Annotated in this window: 15 protein-coding genes; 8 read left to right on the forward strand and 7 right to left on the reverse strand. The window is 68.6% G+C overall.

Annotated features, from left to right (window positions below):
* Window positions 1-10: 10 nt before the first annotated feature.
* The 3 genes from CGLY_RS14630 (at window position 11) to CGLY_RS14640 (ending at window position 3,749) form a co-directional block, all read left to right on the forward strand.
* Entirely contained in the window at window positions 11-1,912 is a 1,902-nt protein-coding gene (locus CGLY_RS14630; protein WP_081803956.1) for a DEAD/DEAH box helicase, read from the forward strand.
* Window positions 1,912-2,490 (forward strand): SWIM zinc finger family protein, encoded by a 579-nt coding sequence (locus CGLY_RS14635; RefSeq protein WP_038550345.1) that lies wholly within the window; start codon window positions 1,912-1,914, stop codon window positions 2,488-2,490. Before CGLY_RS14630 ends, CGLY_RS14635 begins: the two co-directional genes overlap by 1 nt.
* A gap of 236 nt (window positions 2,491-2,726) precedes the next feature.
* Window positions 2,727-3,749 carry a hypothetical protein gene (locus tag CGLY_RS14640; protein ID WP_227590298.1) on the forward strand — a complete coding sequence of 341 codons (1,023 nt, stop codon included), beginning with the start codon at window positions 2,727-2,729 and terminating at the stop codon, window positions 3,747-3,749.
* Window positions 3,750-3,840: 91 nt separating this feature from the next.
* Here CGLY_RS14640 and clpB read toward each other — a convergent pair whose 3' ends face one another.
* Window positions 3,841-6,435: an ATP-dependent chaperone ClpB gene (gene clpB / locus CGLY_RS14645; RefSeq protein WP_038550347.1), complete on the reverse strand. Its 2,595-nt coding sequence runs from the start codon at window positions 6,433-6,435 to the stop codon at window positions 3,841-3,843.
* Window positions 6,436-6,624: 189 nt separating this feature from the next.
* On the opposite strand from clpB, the gene CGLY_RS14650 reads away from it, so the two are divergent.
* The 5 genes from CGLY_RS14650 (at window position 6,625) to CGLY_RS14670 (ending at window position 12,784) form a co-directional block, all read left to right on the forward strand.
* Window positions 6,625-7,812, forward strand: a complete 1,188-nt coding sequence (locus CGLY_RS14650; RefSeq protein ID WP_038553386.1) for a ferredoxin reductase domain-containing protein — start codon at window positions 6,625-6,627, stop codon at window positions 7,810-7,812.
* The gene (locus CGLY_RS14655) at window positions 7,809-8,576 is read left to right on the forward strand and encodes an AraC family transcriptional regulator (RefSeq protein WP_227590299.1); all 768 of its coding nucleotides are present in this window, start codon (window positions 7,809-7,811) and stop codon (window positions 8,574-8,576) included. The genes CGLY_RS14650 and CGLY_RS14655 overlap by 4 nt, the downstream gene beginning before the upstream one ends.
* A 106-nt stretch (window positions 8,577-8,682) precedes the next feature.
* The gene (locus tag CGLY_RS14660; RefSeq protein ID WP_052540311.1) at window positions 8,683-9,519 is read left to right on the forward strand and encodes an ABC transporter ATP-binding protein; all 837 of its coding nucleotides are present in this window, start codon (window positions 8,683-8,685) and stop codon (window positions 9,517-9,519) included.
* An 11-nt stretch (window positions 9,520-9,530) separates the two neighbouring features.
* Window positions 9,531-10,691, forward strand: a complete 1,161-nt coding sequence (locus tag CGLY_RS14665; protein WP_052540313.1) for an ABC transporter substrate-binding protein — start codon at window positions 9,531-9,533, stop codon at window positions 10,689-10,691.
* The gene (locus CGLY_RS14670; RefSeq protein WP_038550349.1) at window positions 10,688-12,784 is read left to right on the forward strand and encodes an iron ABC transporter permease; all 2,097 of its coding nucleotides are present in this window, start codon (window positions 10,688-10,690) and stop codon (window positions 12,782-12,784) included. The genes CGLY_RS14665 and CGLY_RS14670 overlap by 4 nt, the downstream gene beginning before the upstream one ends.
* Here the strand turns inward: CGLY_RS14670 and CGLY_RS16905 are convergent.
* The 6 genes from CGLY_RS16905 to CGLY_RS14705 are packed head-to-tail and all read right to left on the reverse strand — an operon-like array spanning window position 12,729 to window position 20,375.
* Entirely contained in the window at window positions 12,729-14,633 is a 1,905-nt protein-coding gene (locus CGLY_RS16905) for an FAD/NAD(P)-binding protein (protein WP_052540315.1), read from the reverse strand. The genes CGLY_RS14670 and CGLY_RS16905 overlap by 56 nt on opposite strands.
* A complete protein-coding gene (locus tag CGLY_RS14685) occupies window positions 14,630-15,376 on the reverse strand; it encodes an LLM class flavin-dependent oxidoreductase (RefSeq protein ID WP_038550351.1) in 747 nt (248 codons plus the stop codon). The genes CGLY_RS16905 and CGLY_RS14685 overlap by 4 nt, the downstream gene beginning before the upstream one ends.
* The gene (locus CGLY_RS14690) at window positions 15,373-16,716 is read right to left on the reverse strand and encodes an NtaA/DmoA family FMN-dependent monooxygenase (protein WP_052540317.1); all 1,344 of its coding nucleotides are present in this window, start codon (window positions 16,714-16,716) and stop codon (window positions 15,373-15,375) included. Before CGLY_RS14690 ends, CGLY_RS14685 begins: the two co-directional genes overlap by 4 nt.
* A complete protein-coding gene (locus CGLY_RS14695) occupies window positions 16,709-18,451 on the reverse strand; it encodes an ABC transporter ATP-binding protein (protein ID WP_038550353.1) in 1,743 nt (580 codons plus the stop codon). The genes CGLY_RS14690 and CGLY_RS14695 overlap by 8 nt, the downstream gene beginning before the upstream one ends.
* Window positions 18,448-19,347: an ABC transporter permease gene (locus tag CGLY_RS14700; RefSeq protein ID WP_038550355.1), complete on the reverse strand. Its 900-nt coding sequence runs from the start codon at window positions 19,345-19,347 to the stop codon at window positions 18,448-18,450. Before CGLY_RS14700 ends, CGLY_RS14695 begins: the two co-directional genes overlap by 4 nt.
* The gene (locus tag CGLY_RS14705) at window positions 19,344-20,375 is read right to left on the reverse strand and encodes an ABC transporter permease (RefSeq protein ID WP_038550357.1); all 1,032 of its coding nucleotides are present in this window, start codon (window positions 20,373-20,375) and stop codon (window positions 19,344-19,346) included. Before CGLY_RS14705 ends, CGLY_RS14700 begins: the two co-directional genes overlap by 4 nt.
* Window position 20,376: the final 1 nt, after the last annotated feature.

A 20,376-nucleotide genomic window follows, 5' to 3' on the forward strand; every position in this document is an offset into this window, starting at 1 on the left:
GACCGGAGAGATGATTCCTCTGGCCGTTCAGTCCACATCACGCCTGCAGGCGACCTATCTCCCCGACGAATACGGATTCGCCTGGTGGGGAGTCCCGGACATTCCGTCCACGATGGCCGCCGCAGGTCTGCCCGCCGGGCGCAGGACGACGACGCGCCTCGTCGTTCCCGAGGGCGAGACAGTCACCGTCGAGGACGTCGACGTCTGCGTCACGGACCTCAGCACGACCGTCCGCTGTCTGTCGACGCTGACCCGGGTACGTCACCTCGACGATTCCGCGAGAGCATGGCGTAGAGCGAGCCGGTTCGCCCTACGTCCACGCACCAGACAGGGACGCGGCGCCGACGACGTGTTCACCGAAGTCGCCACCACCCTCCCACCGGCGGGGCATGCCGTCCCGAACGCGGAGGGGACGGCGATCCCGACCGCCGACGCACTCGTCGCCCGGTTCCGGACGGACCTGGACACCGCCGAACAGCTCCACACCGGTCAGGTACAGGCCGACCTGCGCCCCTACCAGGCACACGGGGTGTCCTGGCTCCGGGACCGCGTGCGCGACGACGGAGGCGCGGTGCTCGCTGACGACATGGGTCTCGGCAAGACGCTGCAGGTCATCGCCCTACTTGCGACGCGCACCGCCGAACGCCCGCATCTCGTTGTCTCCCCGACCTCACTGCTGGGCAACTGGACGCGCGAGCTGCAGCGCTTCGCACCACATACAACGGTCCTGCGCTACCACGGTTCAGACCGTCGACTTCCCGACGAGATTCCGGCAGGCGCTGTCGTCCTCACCAGCTACCCGCTCCTACGCACAGGTGACGGGATACTGCCACGCGCATGGGACATCGCCGTCTTCGACGAGGCCCAGCAACTCAAGAACCCCTCCTCACAGGTCACCCGGGCCGCCGTGGGTGTGGACGCCACCGCACGGGTCATCATGACCGGCACACCGGTGGAGAACAACCTGGAGGAACTCTGGTCGTTGTTCTCGGTGGCCGTCCCCCAGGTACTGGGAACCAGGGCACGGTTCCGGACACGGTTCGCCACGCCGATCCGACAGCGGCAGTCCCGCACCGCGGCGGCCCGGCTGTCGAACACCATCGCGCCATACATGCTGCGGCGCACCAAGGACGAAGTCGCCCTCGAACTCCCGGAACGTCTGGACTCCACCGTGATCTGCGGCCTCACTCCGGTGCAGCGCACCCTCTACCGCGATGCGGTGACGGCCGCTTTCAGCACGGGTTTCCGTGCCGGCGCCGGTCGCAGCGGCCAGATTCTCACCCTGCTCACCTCGCTGAAGCAGATCTGCAACCACCCTGAGCAGTACCTGCGGACGGACGACCCGAACCAGCAGCTGGATCGGCGAGACGGTCGCTCCGCGAAGTACGACCGGGTTGCCGAGATGGTGGACGAAATCGCTGAGGCCGGGGAGCACACGCTGATCTTCACCCAGTACCGGACCATGGGCGAGATCCTGGCCACTGGACTCGCCGAGCAGCTCGGGTACGCCACCCTGCCGTTCCTCCACGGGGGTCTGCCCGCAGCAGAGCGGGACGAGATGGTCCGGCATTTCCAGGAGGACGAGGACGCCCCGCCCGTGCTGATCCTCAGTCTGCGGGCCGCTGGCTTCGGTCTGAACCTGACCCGGGCATCGCACGTCATCCACTATGACCGCTGGTGGAATCCGGCGGTGGAGGAACAGGCGACGGCACGGGCGCACCGCATCGGTCAGAAGAACAAGCTCAGCGTCCACACCCTCGTCGTCGGTGGGACGTTCGAGGACTACATCGAGAAGATGCACCGGGCGAAGAAAGGCCTGGCCGACGCCGTCACCGGTGACGACAGCGCCGAGCTGACCAGCATGTCTGACGAGGAGCTGCGCGACGTCCTCGAATTGAAGGAGGTCTACTGATGGTTGACGCAGAATTCGGGGCTACACCCTGGGGCCGGGCCTGGCTGCGCACCGTTGAACGCACCGACGGGTCACCCCGCCCCCAGCTCCCCAAGGCACGCAGCCTCGCCAGGAACCACAAGGTTGACCTGACGCTGTCCGGGTCACCGGGATCACCGACGGCGACTGCGACAGTGCGCGACGGGTCTTCGAGCCCGACCGTCACCCTGAACCTGTCTCCGTGGACTGAAGAGGAGGAAGCGGCGGCGTCCGCCGTGCTGGCCACGCACCGTCCGGATCCCAGCGGCGATCTGCCCGACGATCTGCTCACACAGCTCACCGAGGCCGACGTGTCGGTCACCCCTGCCGCGCCGGACGAAACCGCGACCTGCACATGCCGGGCACGAAAACAACCGTGCCCGCATATCCTCGCGGCGATCTACACCCTGGTACTGCAGATCGACGAGCGGCCCGTCACCGCGTTGGAGCTCCGGAGCACCGCGGTGCCCTGGGGCGACGGTGCGGGGACGTCGACCGCCTGGATTCCGCTGGACGCGATCGACGCGGCCACGTTCTTCACCGCACCGTCGACGCCGTAGCTGCCCCGGCGGAAATAGGCACCATCCTGTGAACGCAATCGGAGCGGATCGTGTGCACAGGATGGTGCCCATTCCCCGGGCTGTGGATAAGCCCCGGCCGCACCCACGGTGGTGGTGTTAGATCAAGTCCCATGGGGACACAATTCGGGGGATACGGCTGGAACAAGGCGGAGAAAAACGGGCGCATCAGGCCCGGGCGGGGACCGCTCTTCACGCGTCGCGTCTACCCTTCGCGGGTGCCCCGGCTCCGAAAAGACGCCCTCAACGCCGGGGTGTCCCGGCGCACGGCCGACAGGTGGGACGCCCCGGTTCGCAGCGTGCTGCTGCCACCCGCAGGCCCGACACCGCCATGGATGACAGGGCACCGCCTCGGTCCCGACGGTTGGACAGGTTGTGAACCGGAGCCCTACCAGTGGGACATTCTCACTCGACTCCGCTGCCACTGGCTGCTGGCCCAGGACTGCGTTGGAGCAGGCTGGTGTGCGGCGGCCGCACACGGGCTGCCGTACTGGGCGGACAATGAGCGCGTCGTCCTGCTGTCCCGCAGGCTACGTCGCAACCCGACTACCGCAGGCGGCCCCGTCTTCCGCAGGTTGCGTGACGACCTGCCGACTGTGAACGTCGACCCCCGGTTCCCCGGGCTCCGGGTCGTGGATGCACCGACCGCCGCCGCCCAGTGCCTGGCCACGGTCCTCGCCGGGAAGAAGACCTGGTGGACGCCCGCCGTTCCGGGACTCACGGACCGAGAGGTCCGTGCCGTGCAGTTCATCGACGCCTTCTACCAGTGCACGCTCGTCACCGCCGAGGAGGTTCTGGCTGGTGCACGACACATCGTGGACCACCGCCGGCTCCGGGGGCTCCTCGCGCTCGGCGACACGGGAGCACAGTCCCCCATGGAGACGATCATGCGGCTCATCGTCCGGGACGAGCTTCCCTCCCCCTGCTCCTGGACCTCGCAGGTCACCATCTCACTGGAGGATGGTGAGGTGCTCGACGAGGACGAGGCACGGCACTTCCGCGGCAAGAAGACCACACCAGATCTCGCCTGCCCGGATCTGCGGGTGGCCCTGTACTACGACGGCAGGCACCACACGAACGCGGAACAGCAGGAGACCGATTTCCGGCTGTACCAGAAGCTCAAGACCCTCGGCTGGGAGGCGGTGCGGATCAACAAGAACCTCATCCGGGATCGTGATGAGATGCTCGAGCACGTGCGCCATGCTGTCGCCATGGCCCTGCGACTACGGCGGACCCCGTGACACGTGAATTGGCACCATCCTGTGCCCGCGATCAGGGTGATACGCGTGCACAGGATGGTGCCAATTTCCGCCGGGGCAGGGTATCGGTGACCTACCCCTCGTGCGCGACCGACTCGATGGACAGCGCGTCCGCAGTCGGGTCGGCGGCACCGGAGGCGTCGCGCGGCAGGTCCACCTTCACGGTGTCCCCGTCACGGACCTCGCCGGCCAGCAGCTTCTTGGCCAGCGCGTCCCCGATCGCCTTCTGGATCAGGCGGCGCAACGGCCGGGCACCGTAGGCCGGTTCGTAGCCGCGCTCGGCAAGCCACACCTTAGCGTCCTCGGTGACCTGCAGCTCCAGGCGTCGTGCAGCGAGTCGCTCGGCAAGCTGCGCGACCTGGATCTCCACGATGGAGGTCAGCTGCTCGGCCGACAGGGCGTCGAAGATGACCACGTCATCCAACCGGTTGATGAACTCCGGCTTGAACGCGGCCTTCACTGCGTTCATGACCTGCTCATCGGAGCCACCGGCGCCGAGGTTCGAGGTGAGGATCAGGATGGTGTTGCGGAAGTCCACCGTCCTGCCCTGGCCGTCGGTCAGACGTCCTTCGTCCAGGACCTGCAGCAGCACGTCGAAGACATCCGGGTGCGCCTTCTCCACCTCGTCGAACAGCACCACCGTGTAGGGGCGGCGCCGCACGGCCTCGGTCAGCTGGCCACCGGCGTCGTAGCCGACGTATCCGGGAGGTGCGCCGACCAGGCGGGCCACGGAGTGCTTCTCGCCGTACTCCGACATGTCGATGCGGACCATGGCGTGCTCATCGTCGAAGAGGAACTCCGCCAGGGACTTCGCCAGCTCGGTCTTACCGACACCGGTCGGTCCAAGGAAGAGGAAGGACCCGGTGGGACGGTCCGGGTCGGCGACACCGGCCCGGGCACGACGCACCGCATCCGACACCGCGGTCACGGCCTCGTCCTGGCCGACAACACGTCCGCCGAGGACCTTCTCCATGGCCAGCAGCTTCTCGGTCTCACCCTCCAGCATCTTGCCGGCGGGCACACCGGTCCACGCGGAGACGACCTCGGCGATGGTGTCGGGGGTGACCTCCTCGGTGAGCATGCGCTGCTCCTCGGCCTGGGCAGCCTCGTACTCGGCCTCGCCGACCTGCTTCTCGAGCTCCGGGATACGGCCGTAGCGCAGTTCGGCGACACGGGCGTAGTCCCCGTCGCGCTCGGCTATCTCGGACTCGGTGCGCAGGTTGTCGAGTTCCTCCTTCAGTTCACGTAGCCGGTCGATAGACCCGCGCTCGTTCTCCCAGCGTGCCATGAGCCCGTTGAGCTTCTCGCGCTCGTCCTCGAGCTCGGCACGCAGCTTGACCAGGCGATCCTTGGAGGCGTCGTCGGTTTCCTGGCTCAGCGCCATCTCCTCGATCTCGAGGCGACGGACGATGCGCTCGGAATCGTCGATCTCCTCGGGACGCGAGTCGATCTCCATGCGCAGCCGGGACGCGGCCTCGTCGACCAGGTCGATGGCCTTGTCCGGCAGGAACCGGCTGGTGATATACCGGTCCGACAGGGAGGCCGCGCTGACCAGCGCGGAGTCCTGGATGCGGACGCCGTGGTGCACCTCGTAGCGTTCCTTGAGACCGCGCAGGATACCGACGGTGTCCTCCACGGTCGGCTCGCCGACATAGACCTGCTGGAAACGACGCTCCAGGGCGGCGTCCTTCTCGATGTACTTGCGGTACTCGTCGAGAGTGGTCGCGCCGACGAGGCGGAGTTCACCGCGGGCGAGCAGCGGCTTGATCATGTTGCCGGCATCCATGGCGGATTCACCGGTGGCACCGGCACCGACGATGGTGTGCAGCTCGTCGATGAAGGTGACGACCTCTCCCTCGGCCTCCTTGATCTCGTCGAGGACGGCCTTGAGGCGTTCCTCGAACTCGCCGCGGTACTTCGCGCCGGCAACCATGGAACCCAGGTCGAGGCTGATCAGCTTCTTGCCGCGTAGTGACTCAGGGACGTCGCCGGCGACGATGCGCCGGGCCAGTCCCTCGACGATGGCGGTCTTGCCTACGCCGGGCTCACCGATGAGGACGGGGTTGTTCTTCGTACGCCGGGACAGCACCTGGACCACGCGGCGGATCTCCTGGTCACGTCCGATGACGGGGTCGATCTTGCCTTCGCGGGCCCGGGCGGTGAGGTCGGTGGAGTACTTCTCCAACGCCTGGAACTGGCCTTCCGGCTCCTCGGTCGTGACCTTGCGGTTGCCGCGCACGGACTCGAACGCCCCACGGATGGCCTCGAAGGTGCCACCGCGGGTGTGCAGGGCCTTGGCAGCCTCGGAGTCTCCCTTGGCGATGCCGGCCAGCAGTACCTCGGTGGAGACGTAGGAGTCGCCGAGTTCTTCGGCGAGTTCCTGGGCCGCGGTGAGGGCGTTCAGGGCATCCCGGTTGAAGTTCGGGTTGGCCATGCCGGACCCGGACGCCTGCGGGTAACCGGCGACAAGGTCGCGGGCGTCACGCAGGACGTCGTCGGCGTCGACGCCGGCCGCCTGCAGGACGGGGCGGGCGATGGAGTCCTCCTGGTCGAGGATCGCCACGAGGAGGTGGGCCGGACGGATGTCCGGGTTCCCGTTGGCGCTGGCGGACTGCAGTGCCGCCTGCATCGCCTCCTGGGTACGGGTAGTGGGGGTGAATCCGCTCATCGTCAGTCTCCTTTTCTGCGTGTGCGTGCCGGTGTCTACTTTAGCGCGTTCGTGTCAACTTTCGCTTACGGTCATTCCAACGCCGTCAATCTTGAGTCTGTTCCACTCAAGTCGCCGTTATTGGTGTGATGTGCATCACTTTCTATCGTCGGCCCGGACGATCTCCGTCGACATGCCACAATGGTCTTCATGACACAGGAGAGGGGACGCACCACCGATCTCGGCGACCTGGCTTCGGCAGTGCAGGTCGCACGCGAGCGCATCGACAGCATCACCACACGTACCCGCACCCACTTCACCGCGCTCGCCACACCCCTTGTCCCCGACCATTCCCCCGCCACCGCGGATGGTGTCGTCGCCCCACCGGCACCCGTCCCACGCGAGATGGTGCGCCGGGCTGTCCTGTACGCCTCGAACGGACTCACCGGCGACCAGGCGGAGTTCACCACCGATCACACCGCATACCTGGCCTACCTCGGCCGCGACCTGCGTAAATTCGGCGTGACAATGCAGCACTACGAAGCCGCGGCCGAAGCTGCCGGTCGTGCAGCCTGCGAAGAATTCGGCTACCCCTATCCGGGGATCGACCTGACCTACCGACGTGCCGCCGAACTGGGCATTCCCGACGGCCTGACAGAGCTCCTGCAGGCCGTGGACAACGCCGTGCGCATCGTCGCGCTCGGTGCAGTCGAGGACGATGACGCTGGCGTCCCCGCCTCCCTGTCAGCGACGGTACTCGACGTCGCACACCGCACCGCACAGACCACCGTCGTGCGCCTGCAGGCATCTTCCCCCGAGACCGGATGGGCCGGGCAGACACTGGAGGTCCGCATCCCCGCCGCCCCGAACGAGTGGCAGCAGTACGCCTCAGCACTACCCCCGAACCAGGCCGGCTACCTGGAATTCCACTGTCCCGCGGCCGCGGGTGACCCCAGGGTCGGCGAGACCTGGGTCGTCGCCAACCCCACCGGAGGACTCGGCATTCCCACCGGCGACGACGCCCCCGCCGCAGTCGTCATGATCGCCGTCAACGCAGGTCTCGCCGCCCTGCGTGCCCTGATCCTGGACGTGTCCGGCATGGACGACCCTCCGCCGGTCCACCTGTTATGGGGCACTGACACCTCGCGCGACCTGCACGGACTCGACGACATGCGCGGCCTGGAACGTGGTTTCCCCTGGTTCAGCGCTACTCCCGTCGTTGCCGACGAGGACCACGTCACCGCCGCAGAGGCGGCGCTGGAATCCGTCCTGGACCCGGCCCACCGGGACAACACACTCGTCCTGGTCTCCGGGGAGGACCCCGCCACCGTCCGCGACCAGGTCCGCATCCTCACCGACGCCGGTGTCGACGCAGACCAGATCATCGCCGAGCCGTGACAGCCGCATCCCCTGTGCCACCCGCCATCATCACCGCCGGAGCGACAAACCCGCCGACCAGCTGGCCCACACACAGTCACGACTGCCATGAACTGGTGTGGGTTCGCCGTGGCGCGATGATCACCCGCGCCCACGACCGCATCTTCGCCGTCCCCGAGGGGCGCGGCATATGGATCCCCGCCGACACCGCACACTCCGGCGACGTGACCTCGGGGGTCACCCTCTACGGCACCCTCTTCTCCCCCGGGCACTCCCCCGAAGGCTTCACGCCACCGTCCGACGTGACCGTGGTGGCCATGAACCCCGTCCTCGAATCCTTACTCACCCACCTCGGGCAAGACACCCTGTCCGAGGGTGAACGACGCCGCGCCGAAGCTGTGGTCTTCGACGTCCTGCATCCCGTGACCACCCCACTGGACCTCCCCGTGCCCGACGACCCCCGCATCGCCCCCGTCGTCCGCGCACTACTGGCTGACCCCGGCGACCTCAGCGGGCTGGAGGCCTGGGCCAGACGGCTCGGCACGAGCGAACGCACCATCACCCGCGCCTTCCGTGAATCCACCGGCCTGCCCTTCGGACAGTGGCGCCTGACCCTGCGCATCCAACGGGCACTCACGATGCTCAGTGAGGGAACGCCCGTGCAAGACGTTGCCAGCGACCTCGGCTACGCCCAGACCAGCACGTTCATCGACACCTTCCGGCGGATGATGGGCACGACACCCGGCGCGTACCGGCCGGGCCACCACATCAGGGATGTCCGCTAAGCCGAACTTGATGTCCTGAAAACGAGATTGCGGACACGGGTTACGCTGCCCTACTCTTCTTGAGGTTAGGCTATGCCATCTCCCCTGAAGGATCACCAGCGCACCCATGTCCACCCCATCTGCCCGCACCCTGGAGGGCGAACACCTCACCCTCGGCTACGGCAGATCCACGGTGATCCACGGCGTCTCCCTCATCCTCGAACCAGGCACCGTCACCGCACTCGTCGGGCCGAACGGTTCCGGGAAATCCACGTTGCTGCGCTCCCTGGCCCGTCTCCACCCCGTCAACGACGGCACCGTCCGCCTCGACGGTGGCGACGTCTCCCTGCTCAGCCCCCGCGACGTCGCCACCCGCCTCACCCTCTTCTCCCAGTCCCGGCCCACCCCCGACGGGCTGACCGTGCGCGAGATCGTCGGCTTCGGACGCCACCCGCACCGCCGCCGTTTCGCCGGGCTGAGCCCCGACGACCACACCAGTATCGACCATGCACTGCAGGTCACCGGCATGGCAGACAAAGCTGACCGCAACGCCGGTGAACTCTCCGGCGGCGAAGTCCAACGCGCCTGGCTGGCCGCCTGCCTCGCCCAGGACACCGGCGTCATCCTGCTCGACGAACCCACCAACCACCTCGACCTGCGCTTCCAGACCGAGATCCTCGACCTCATCCGCGATCTCGCCGACGGACACAACTCCACGCCCGTCGCCGTGGGCGTCGTCCTCCACGACCTCGACCACGCCCTGCGCGTCGCCGACAACCTCGTCCTGCTCACCGACGGCCGCGTCCTCGCGACCGGGCCGCCCCAGGACGTCCTGACCGCCGAGAACATCAGCACCGCCTACGACATCCCCGTTGACGTCGGCGTAGACCCCCGCACCGGCCGCCTGCGCATCGACCCGATCGGACGACACCCTGACCGGGGACGCGTCCGGGCCACCCCCTGAAAGGACCACCCATGCACCTCCGACGGTTACCCACCGCCGCCACCGCGCTCACCGCGGCCGTAGCCACAGCGACGCTCACCCTCGCCGCCTGCGGCACCACCGACACCGGCTCGTCTGATTCGTCCGACGCCGCCGGCGAGGCTCCCACCTCCGGTGCCGCCGGCTGCGACGGCGACATCGAGACCAGCACCGATCCGGTCTCCATGACCGACGACCTCGGACGCACCGTGGAACTCGACAAACCCGCCAGCCGCGTCGCCGTCCTGGAGTGGCAGGAGATCGAGGACGCGATCAGCCTCTGCGTCGACCCGGTCGCCGTCGCCTCGCCCGACGACTACAGCACCTACGTCAGCGCCGAGGCCCTGCCCGACGACGTCGTCAACGCCGGCGAGCGCGGTGAACCCGACCTCGACGCCATCTACGGTGCCGATCCCGACCTCATCATCGTCGAGGCGTTCAGCACCGACGACGCCGTGCTCACCCAGCTCGAGGAACGCGACGTTCCCGTCCTCGCCGTCAAGGGTGCCGACGCCGCTGACCAGATCGGCACCGTCAAGAACGTCCTCACCAAGATCGGTGAAGCCACCGGTCGCTCCGCCCGCGCCGAAGAGGTCAACAAGGAATTCGACGACCACCTCGCCGCCGCCCGCGACGACCTCGCGGACACCGTCGCCACCCTCAAGGACCGCGACGACTCCGACTTCCTCTACTTCGACGGCTGGGTCGAGAGCGGCAACCTGACCATCCGGCCCTACACCACTGGCGCATTGATGACCCAGCTCGGCGAGGAACTGGGCATGACCTCCGCCTGGACCGACGACATCAACGACTCCTACGGTGACGGTGGGGTGGATCCCTCCTACGGCCTCGCCCAGACCGACATCGAGGGCCTCACCGCCGTCGGCGACGCCAACCTCTTCTACACCGGCTCCCAGGGCGGCACCGACGGCGCCGACGACTACGTCAAGGCCATGACCTCCAACCCGATCTGGAACAACCTGCCCGCCGTCAAGGACAACCGCACCCACGAGTTCCCCAATGACCTCTGGGCCGCCGGCGGTCCGCGTTCCTGCATCCAGCTGATCGACGCCTTCGTCGACGCCGTCACGGCTGTGGAGGCCGGGAGCGCCGGAGACAGCGGAGACAGCGGAGATACCGCCGAATCCAAGTGAGAAAGACCAGAACACCCCTCGCCCCGCTCGGCCTGATCGCCACCCTCATCCTGGCGATTGCCGGCGTAGGACTGTGGCACCTGACCCAGGGCACCTCCGGTCTCGGCATCCGCGACCTGCTCCTGCATGTCGTGGGACACCCGGACGCGCCCCGGGACGTCAACGGTGTGCCCGTCAGCAGTATCCTCTCCGGATCGCGGATACCCCGGCTGCTCGCCGGGGTCACGGTCGGCTTCGCCCTCGGCGTCGCCGGTATCCTCCTGCAGTCAGTCACACGCAACCAACTGGCCTCCCCCGACACCCTCGCGGTGACCGCTGGATCCTACGTCACCCTCACCGCAGTGGCGGCGTTCGGCATCAGCGTGCCGTTCTGGGCCTCCGGCCTGGTCGCCTTCGCCGGCGGCCTGGCCAGCGCCACCCTGGTACTGGCCCTCACCGGTGCAGGATCCGGCCGCGGCGGCTCCACCGGAACAACCAAACTCATCCTCGCCGGCTCCGCGATAGCCATGGCCCTGGATGCGGTCACCGGCATGCTGCTGATCCTGTTCAGCCAGAACACCACCGGCCTGTTCGCCTGGGGATCCGGATCCCTGTCCCAGCTCAGTGTGGACGCCTCGGCCCGCGCGGTGCCGATCATCCTGCTCGGACTCGTCGCCGCGGTCGTGATGTCCCGCCGCCTCGACGTCCTCTCCCTCGGCGACGATGACACCGCCACCACCCTCGGCATCCCGGTCCGTGCCACCCGCGCCATCGCCGTGGTCATCGCGGTCCTGCTCACTGCCCTGTCCGTGACGGTCGCCGGCCCGCTGGGGTTCATCGGGCTGGGCGCACCGGTGCTCGCCCGGCTGCTTTCCACCCGCATCCGCGGCCTCCGCCACCACGCTGTGCTCATTCCCGTGACCGGTCTGATCGGCGCACTGATCGTCCTGTTGTCCGACGCACTGCTGCGTGCGGTCCTCGGCGCCGAGCAGGCCGCGTCGATCCCCACCGGCATCCCGACGTCGCTGCTCGGCGCGGTGGTCATCGTGATCCTCGCGATGCGCATGCGCGACCAGGGGGTGGTGCGTGCCGCCCGCGCCAATGCCGGCGCCCGCCGCGGGACTTTCACGCCCGCTCAGGCCCGGCGTCGCTTCCTGGTGGTGCTGTCCGTGGCCGTGGTCCTGCTGATCATCGCTGCGGTGGTGGGGCTGCTGGCCGGCAGTCTGTGGCTGAAGACCGGAGACATCGTCCTGTGGCTGCAGTCTTCCGCACCGCGGCTCGTGGACGGAGCGTTGGACGACCGGGCGCCACGGGTCCTCGCCGCGATCCTCGCCGGCGCCGCCCTCGGCCTAGCCGGTACCGCAGTGCAGGGGACGGTGCGCAACCCGCTGGCCGAACCCAGCCTGCTCGGCATCACCGCCGGTGCCGGTGTGGGTGCGGTGATCGCCGTGACCCTGGTGCCGTCCGGTGGACGCACCGCGCTGGTCATCTTCGCCCTCGTCGGTGGTCTCGCCACCTTCGCTCTGGTCACGTCGCTGGCCTGGCGCGGCGGGCTACTGCCGGACCGGTTCGTGCTCATCGGCATCGGCGTCGGCTACGGCCTGTCGTCGATCAGCACCTTCCTGCTGTTGCGGGCGAACCCCTACGACACCCCGCGGATCTTCACCTGGCTGTCCGGAACAACCTACGGCCGCACCTTCCCCGACCTGGTACCGGTGGCGGTCGTCCTGGTGGTGGCGGTCACCTTGCTGTTCATCCTGCGACGGGACGTGGACCTGCTGTCCGTCGACGACGACACCCCGCGCATCCTCGGGGTCTCGGTCACCGGCGCACGGCTGGCCCTGCTGACCATCGCGGCGGTGCTCGCCGCGGTCAGCGTGGTGGCGGTCGGTGTGGTCGGTTTCGTCGGCCTGGTGGCACCTCACCTCGCCCGTGCGTTGGTGGGTGCCCGCCACGACCGGGTGCTGCCGACCGCGATGGTTCTGGGCGCGCTGCTGGTGTGCATCGCCGATGCGGTGGGACGCTCTGTCATCGCGCCGTCGCAGGTGCCGGCCGGGCTCATGATCGCGCTGATCGGAGCTCCCTACTTCGTGTGGCTGATGCGTCGCGTGTGAGAGCGGTGTCCAGCACCGTCGCCGCGAGCGCGTCATTGGCCGGGAAGACCTGGGTGGCCTGATTCGGGCGTCCGAAACCGCCGATCACCGGCGAGGAACTCGTCGGCCCGATGAGGAAGAGGCTGTCAGCCACCGAGCCGTCGGAGGCCACCACGCGGTCGTCGGGGTCCACGGTGATAACGGCGGACTGCCCCCGTTCCTTGACCACGATCTCGCCCTCGGCGAGCAGACCGCTGAGCAGATCATCGGTCAGCCGGTCGGCGCTGAGGGGCGCCAACCGGGCGTCGACGAGACGGTCGGCGGCAACTTCCACGGGACGGTCGGTGAAGGAGGTCGACACGGACGACGAAGCGTACCGGTGCGGGGAGCCCTCCGGCAGGGTCCTGAATTCCGCGTCCGGACCGAGGAACCGGACCACGCCTGCGCGGTGCAGCGCCACCAGATTCGCCAGGCGTTCCGGAGGAGGTCCGGAGCAGACATAGGAGAATGTCGAGGCGAGCGAGGCGACGTACTGCTGGTCGGCCGCGGACAATGCTCCGCCGGCGGCCAGCGAACCCGCGGCGAAGAACGCGGTGACCAGTGTGGAGTAGAGGGCACCGTCCTGCGGGAAATGCCGAGAGGCGACACGTCGCAGGTTGGCCACGACGATGTCCTCCACGGCGTCTTCCACGGCATCCCCGTCGACCTCGCGGTCGGCGAACGGCCGGTCGAGGCGTTCCAGGTCCAGCCGGTCCTCCGGGTCGGGGACGGCGGCCTCGAGGATTTGCAGTGCCTTCGCCCGCAGGTCCTGTGCCCCGTCGCGGTCACCGGCGATGAACCCGTCGACCCAGGGATCGACGAGCGTGTGGATCTCGTCCACGGTCAGCGAGATCCGGCCGGACTCCGCCACACCGGACTCCGCCAGCGTGACGTACCAGGCGTCGGTGATCTCAGCGTTCAGCAGGGACTCCAGCACACCGTCCGGAAGTACCCCGCCACTGGTGCGCGGCAGCCTGGCGAGCACGTCCTCGGCGAGGTAGCGGGGCGTGACCTGCGGTGGACCATCCGGCAGCTTCGAGCGGTACGGCACACCACGGCGCGAGCCGACCCACAGCACCGGCTCCCGACCGGAGGGGTGGTACTCCGGTATCAACTGGGAGTCGATCGGGGTGTCCTCCCACGCGAAGCGTCCGCCGCGCCCCTCGGTGAGCATCATCATCAGGTCGATGAACGCCAGTCCGAATCCACGAACCAGCACGTCCTCTCCTGCGGGCAGGTGGGAGAAGTCCTGGTCGACGGTGTAGCCGGGCGGGGTGTGGCCGGGATGGGCAGCGCCGTCCTGCCGGACGTCGAGATACCCCTGGGCCAGGACGGTGACGTCGGCGTGCAGCTTCGTCCCGTCGTCCAGCCGGATGGTCCGGGAGCCGTCCGGGGTCTCGGAGCGGGCCGCGGAGACGGCCTTCGCCCGGTGTTCGGTGACGGTGACGCCCGGAGGGAGGGCAGCGACCGCCTTGTCGAAGGCATCCCGCAGGTAGATGGCCGCATCCCGGCGGGGGATGAACTTGCCGCCCTCACCGATCCAGTCCGCGATCGTCGGTCCGGCGAGAGCGCCAGGCACGTGGGGATCGCCGTCGGCGTAGATGGTCATCTGGTCGGAGGTGTTGTTCATCCACACCTGCTCCGGCTGCTCGGAGCGCCAGATGCGGCCCGGTCCGGCGGGGTACGGGTCCACCACGTGGATGTCCAGTGCCCGGTCAGCCGGCGGGGTGCCCGCCTCGCGCAGACGCGCTGCGATGGCGAGCAGCGTGCCGGTGGTGCGCGGACCTCCGCCGACGAAGACGACGGTGGGTAGAGAAGGAACAGCGCTCACGCCGCCACCTGGGAGGCGAAGGTCAGCAACTCGGAGGTGTCGTGGAGTTCCACCACTTCACCCCGGTCGCCGTCGCGGGAGACGAAACGGTCACCGACGACGAGGATGTCCTGCGGGTTCTTCAGGGCGCTGTCCACCACGGCCACGCACTCCGGGTCGCCCACCGTCACGACGACCGGCAGCTCCCCCTGTGGCGGGCGCGGGACGATCGACGGTCCCTTGACCGTGTAGGTCTCACCGACGGAGTCGGTGGCGCCGGCGTCGATGTAGTGCAACTTCTCCCGGTCGACGAAGCGGTGCGTCTCCTCGTCGCGGATCTCCGCGTCCCCGTCCCAGGAGGTCCACAGCTCCCGGACGATCCGAGCGACGTCCCCGGTCTCCTTCCATGCCTCGTACCCGGCGGCCTCACGGCGTCCGGTGAGTGCGGCGGTGGCCTCGTCGGTCTGCGCCGTCGGCGACCAACCGGCGCGGCCCCGGGACACGTAGTCCAGCGTGGCCGTGGAGGTGGCGACGTGGAAGGGTTCGGTGTGGGTCACCGGGGTCTCGGCGACGATGCGCACCCGTTCCGTCTGGGCTGCCAGCCAAGCCGCCAGGGAGACGGCGTTCTGGCCGGTGGCGTGATCGTCGCCGAGCAGCACGATGGATCCGGGTTCTGCGGAGTCGAGAGCCTGGACCACGGCGCGCACCGCGGAGAAGTCCAGCGCGGCGGACGGGGTGATGCGGACGATGCGGGTGTCACTCATGCCGGGATCTCCTGGAGGGTGCGGGGTGTGTAGGACGGCAGGCCGAGATTGTCGCGGAGGGTTCCACCGCCACTGTCGGGGTAGCTGGTGCGGTACACCCCACGGTCCTGCAGTTCGGGGACGACCTTGTCGACGATGTCGTCGAGTCCACCCGGGGTGATGTGCGGGACGAGGATGAAGCCGTCCGCCACCCGCTGCTGGGTGAGGTCGTCGAACTTCTCGGCGACCTGGGACGGGGTGCCGACCAGGGTGCCGCCACGGCCGGAGACCTCGATGACCAGCTCGCGGATGGAGTAGTTCTTCGCCTCAGCGAGCTCGCGCCACTTCTTCACCACCGCGCCCGGGTCCTTCTCGTGACGGACCCGCCCACGGGTGATGTCGGCGTTGCCGAGGTCCGGGTCGAAGGACGGCAGCGGGCCATCCGGGTCGAGGTCGGTGAGGTCGGCCCCCCATACCTGTTCCAGGAAGGCGATCGCCCCGGGTCCGCTGACCTGCTGGCGGCGCACCTCCTCGTACCGCTCCTGTGCCTCCTCGGCGGAGTCGCTGAGGATCACGGAGATGGCCGGGTAGATCTTCAGGTCTTCGGGACGACGCCCCGCCTTCTCCAGGCGGGCGTCCAGGTCCTGCCGGAACTTCCGGCCGTCCTCGGCCTCGGAGTGGCGGGAGAAGATCACGTCGGCCTGGCGGGCAGCGAAGTCACGTCCCTCCCCGGAGTCCCCGGCCTGGAAGATCACCGGGCTGACCTGAGGAGTGGTCGGGACCGGGAAGGTCCCGGAGATGTCGAAGAAGTCGCTGCTGTAGGAGAACTGCCCGTCGCCCTCGATGTGCGACTCCCAGAGGGTGCGCGCGGCGTCCAGGAAGTCGGACGCCCGGTGGTAGCGGTCGGCGCCGTCGAGGAAGCCACCGCGACGGAAGTTCTCGCCGGTGAAGGCGTTGTGGGTGGTGACCAGGTTCCAGGCTGCACGTCCGCCGGAGAGCCGGTCGATCGTGGCGAGGGTGCGGGCCAGGTCATAGGGCTCGTTGAAGGTGCTGTTGAAGGTCCCGGCGAGGCCGATGTTCTCGGTGACTGCGGCGAGACCGGCCAGCACGGTGGCGGTCTCAGGTCGTCCGACGACGTCCTGGTCGAAGATCTGTCCCTTGTGCTCGCGCAGGCGGAGACCTTCGGCGAGGAAGAAGAAGTCGAAGAAGCCTCGTTCGGCAGTGCGCGCGAAATGCTCGAAGCTGCTGAAGTCGATGTGGGACCCGGAGGCGGGGTCCGCCCACACGGTGGTGTTGTTGACCCCCGGGAAGTGGGCGGCGAGGTGTACCTGACGCTTGTCGCCGTTGTTCTGGTCAGTCATGGTGTGCTCCGTTCTGTGCGGTAGATGCGGTGACGGCGGTGGCGGGCAGCTCAGGTAACTCAGGCACGGCAGCGAGGAGACGGGCGGTCACCTCGCTGGACGGGTCGGCGAACAGCTCCCCGGTCGGTCCGTGGTCGACGACCTGGCCGGAGTCCATGACGATGACCTCGTCGGCGATGTCACGGACCACGGCAAGGTCATGGCTGATGAAGAGGTAGGTCAGCCCGAGCTCGTCCTGAAGTTCGGTGAGGAGGTCGAGGATACGAGCCTGCACCGAGACGTCAAGGGCGGAGACCGGCTCATCGAGGACGAGGAGGTCCGGCTCGACGGCGAGTGCCCGTGCGATGGCGACGCGTTGGCGTTGTCCGCCGGACAACTCCGCGGGTCGCCGGTCGGCGGCGTCGGACGGCAACGCCACCAGGTCGAGCAGTTCCGCGACACGGTCCCGCCGACTGGCCTTGTCGCCGATCCCGAACCCGACGAGAGGTTCGGCGATGGTGTCGGCGATGCTGAACCGCGGGTCGAGGGAGCCACCGGGATCCTGGTGGATCACCCGGGCCTGCCGGGACAGGGCGACGGCATCCCCGCCTCGCCTTGCCCGGATGCCGCGGCCGTCGAGGGTGCGTCCCAGGACGGTGGCGTCCCCGGCGTCGAAGGGCTCGATACCGAGCAGGATGCGGGCGGTGGTCGACTTCCCCGAGCCGGAGGGTCCGACGATGCCGAGGGTGTTGCCGCGGTGGACGGTGAGGTCGACGTAGTCGACGGCCGGGGACTCCCCGCGGCGGAAGACGCGGGTGAGGCCGGTGGCCGTGATGACGGGTGTGGTGTCTGAGCCGTCCTGCCGTCGCGACCGTGCGGTGTCGCGGGGGTTTCTGCCCGGGACCGCGGCCAGGAGAGAACGGGTGTACTCCTCGGTCGGGTTGGTGAGCAGATGCCGGGCCGTACCCTGTTCCACCACGCGCCCGTCCTTCAGGACGATGATGCGGTCGGCACGGTCATAGGCGATGCCGAGGTCATGGGTGATGAGCAACAGTGCGGCACCGGACTCACGGACGCGACGCTCCAGCAGGTCGAGCACCTGCTTCTGCACGGTGACGTCGAGGGAGGAGGTCGGTTCGTCGGCGACGACCACGGCCGGGTGGCCGATGAGTGCCAGGGCGATGAGGACGCGCTGGCGTTGGCCGCCGGAGAGCTCATGGGGATGACGGTTCCCGTGGACGTCGGCGTCCAGTCCCACGTCGGCCAGGGCGGTGCGCACGGCGGCGCGTGACTCGGAACGGCTGAGCCTGCCGGCTCCGCGGGTCCCGGGGCGTCCGCTGCTCTGCCGGAAGGCCTCGGCGAGCTGGCTGCCGATCGTCCGCACCGGGTTGAGGCCCTCCCCGGTGTCCTGGGGGACGTAGCCGATGCCACCGCGGTAGAGCCGCTGCCATGTCGCCGGTGATGCCCCGGTGACCTCGGATCCCAGGATCCGGTGCCCGTCGGCGGAGACGGTCAGGGATTCCCCACCGAGGCCGATGGCGGCGCGGGCGGTGGTCGATTTTCCGGAGCCGGACTCCCCGACCAGGGCGACGGTCTCACCGACCGTCAGTGAGAGGTCGACGTCCTGCACCGCCGGAGCTGCGCCGTAGGAGGCGGTGAGACCGTTCAGTTCGAGTGCCGCGTCCTGCGGTGACTGCGTGTCATCGCGGCTGTCTTCGGTGTTGTTCGTGGTGGGTGCGAAAGCGGTGCTGGTCATGATGTCCTCCTGGTGGCGGTGAGCGTACGGGACAGTTGGTTGACGGCGATGACGGTGACGGCGATGACGAGTCCGGGCAGGGTGGCGAGCCACCAGGCGCTGGCGAGGTAGCTGCGCCCGTCGGAGACGAGCAGTCCCCACTCCGGTGCCGGCGGCGGGGAGCCGAGTCCGAGGAAGCTGAGGGAGGACACGGCGAGCAGGGCGGTACCGAACTCCAGGACGGCGAGGCCGACCAGGGGACTGAGTGAGTGGGGCAGGATGTGCCGGAGCAGGATGCGTCCGGTGCCGATGCCCGAGAGCCGGGCCGCCTCGACGAAGTCACTGGACCTCCACCGCAGGACCTCGGTCCTGGAGACGCGGACGAAGGTCGGGACCGAGGCGATACCCACGGCGACGGCGACCTTGCCGGGGCCGAAACCGAGACCGGCGACGACGGCGATGGACAGCAGTAGGCTGGGGATGGACTGCAGGACGTCGGTCAGCCGGGCGAGCAGAGTGTCCACCACACCGCCGATGTACCCGGAGACCGTGCCGATGAGGGTTCCGGCGACGATGGCGACGAGGACGGCGGACGCCGCGGTCACGACGGATTCGCGGGTGCCGTGGATGACCCGTGTCCACACGTCACGGCCCAGGTGGTCGGTGCCGAAGAGGTGGCTGAGGCTGGGCCCCTGCAGGCGGTCCGCGGGTTCACCGACGAGCGGGTCGGCGGAGGTGAACAGTCCGGGGACCAGGGTCCAGAGCAGGACCACGAGCAGGATGACGGCAACCAGGATGTTGCCCGGGGTCAGGAGGCCCCGCCGGCGTCGTGGAGGGAGTGCACGGGTGATGACTGAGGTGCCCCGGCTGTCCGGGACGGTGCCCTGGGAGTCGGGACGGGGCAGTGTGGTGGTCATGCGGGCACCGTCTCTTTCTGCTCTTTGTTCGCTGTGTTGTCTGTGTTCCCTGTCTTCCCTGCCGGCGCACTGACCCGGGTGCGGGCGTCGACGACGGGCAGCAGCAGGTCGGTGACGATGTTGACGATCACGAAGATCACCGCGGAGACCGTGACGACCCCGAGGACGACGGGGATGTCCTGGGAGGTCACCGAGGTGACCAGCAGGCGGCCCAACCCGTTGCGGGTGAACACCGTCTCGACAACGACCGTGCCGCTGAGCAGCTGCCCGGTGAGGACGCCACCGATGGCGAGCACCGGTCCGAGGGAGGCACGCAGTGCGTGGGTGGTGAGCAACCGTGGGGTGGAGTAACCGGCGGCCCGGAAGGTGGTGGTGAACTGCTGCTGCCAGGAGGCGGTGAGGCTTCGTTGCAGAACCTGGCCGACGTGCGCGGCGACCGGTGTGGCCAAGGTGATGGCCGGAAGAATGAGACCGGCGATGCCCGTGGACCCCAGGGCCGGCACCCAGCCGAGCTGGAAGGAGAAGATCTGTAGCATGATCAGCCCGATCCAGAAGATCGGCAGCGACACACCCAGCACCGGCAGTCCCGCGAGCCCGTCACCGAGCCGACGCAGCCGCGGCGAGCGGCTCGTCGTCGCGGCCACGGCAGCGACGGCCAGGGCGGTGCCGACGACGCCACCGATGACGAGGGCGGTGACGGCGAGCTGGAGCGTGGTGGGCAGGGTCTCCGCCAGGGAGGCGGTCACGGTCTCCCCGGTCATGTAGGAGGTCCCGAGGTCACCGGTGAGCAGGCCGCCGAGGGCTGCCAGGTACTGGCCCGGCAGTGACTTGTCGAGTCCGTACTGCTGTCGGAGCTCCTCGATCTCCTCCGGGGAGGCGTCCACCTGACCGGATCCGGAGAGCATCGTGGCGACCGGGTCGCCAGGGAGGACGTAGAGGATCAGGAAGGTCAGTGTCCAGGCCGCCCAAATGATGATGAGGCCGTAGACTACGCGCAGCAGCAGGTGCTGTGCCTGGTGACGGTTCATG

Origin of the sequence: Corynebacterium glyciniphilum AJ 3170 (assembly GCF_000626675.1) — a bacterium.
Lineage (GTDB): Bacteria > Actinomycetota > Actinomycetes > Mycobacteriales > Mycobacteriaceae > Corynebacterium > Corynebacterium glyciniphilum.

What these genes read in the sequence shown, in the direction of transcription:
- CGLY_RS14630 (WP_081803956.1), top strand. Translation starts at nt 11, where the DNA reads ATGATTCCTCTGGCCGTTCAGTCCACATCACGCCTGCAGGCGACCTAT.
- CGLY_RS14635 (WP_038550345.1), top strand. Translation starts at nt 1,912, where the DNA reads ATGGTTGACGCAGAATTCGGGGCTACACCCTGGGGCCGGGCCTGGCTG.
- clpB (WP_038550347.1), bottom strand. Translation starts at nt 6,435, where the DNA reads ATGAGCGGATTCACCCCCACTACCCGTACCCAGGAGGCGATGCAGGCG.
- CGLY_RS14650 (WP_038553386.1), top strand. Translation starts at nt 6,625, where the DNA reads ATGACACAGGAGAGGGGACGCACCACCGATCTCGGCGACCTGGCTTCG.
- CGLY_RS14660 (WP_052540311.1), top strand. Translation starts at nt 8,683, where the DNA reads ATGTCCACCCCATCTGCCCGCACCCTGGAGGGCGAACACCTCACCCTC.
- CGLY_RS14665 (WP_052540313.1), top strand. Translation starts at nt 9,531, where the DNA reads ATGCACCTCCGACGGTTACCCACCGCCGCCACCGCGCTCACCGCGGCC.
- CGLY_RS14685 (WP_038550351.1), bottom strand. Translation starts at nt 15,376, where the DNA reads ATGAGTGACACCCGCATCGTCCGCATCACCCCGTCCGCCGCGCTGGAC.
- CGLY_RS14690 (WP_052540317.1), bottom strand. Translation starts at nt 16,716, where the DNA reads ATGACTGACCAGAACAACGGCGACAAGCGTCAGGTACACCTCGCCGCC.
- CGLY_RS14695 (WP_038550353.1), bottom strand. Translation starts at nt 18,451, where the DNA reads ATGACCAGCACCGCTTTCGCACCCACCACGAACAACACCGAAGACAGC.
- CGLY_RS14700 (WP_038550355.1), bottom strand. Translation starts at nt 19,347, where the DNA reads ATGACCACCACACTGCCCCGTCCCGACTCCCAGGGCACCGTCCCGGAC.
- CGLY_RS14705 (WP_038550357.1), bottom strand. Translation starts at nt 20,375, where the DNA reads ATGAACCGTCACCAGGCACAGCACCTGCTGCTGCGCGTAGTCTACGGC.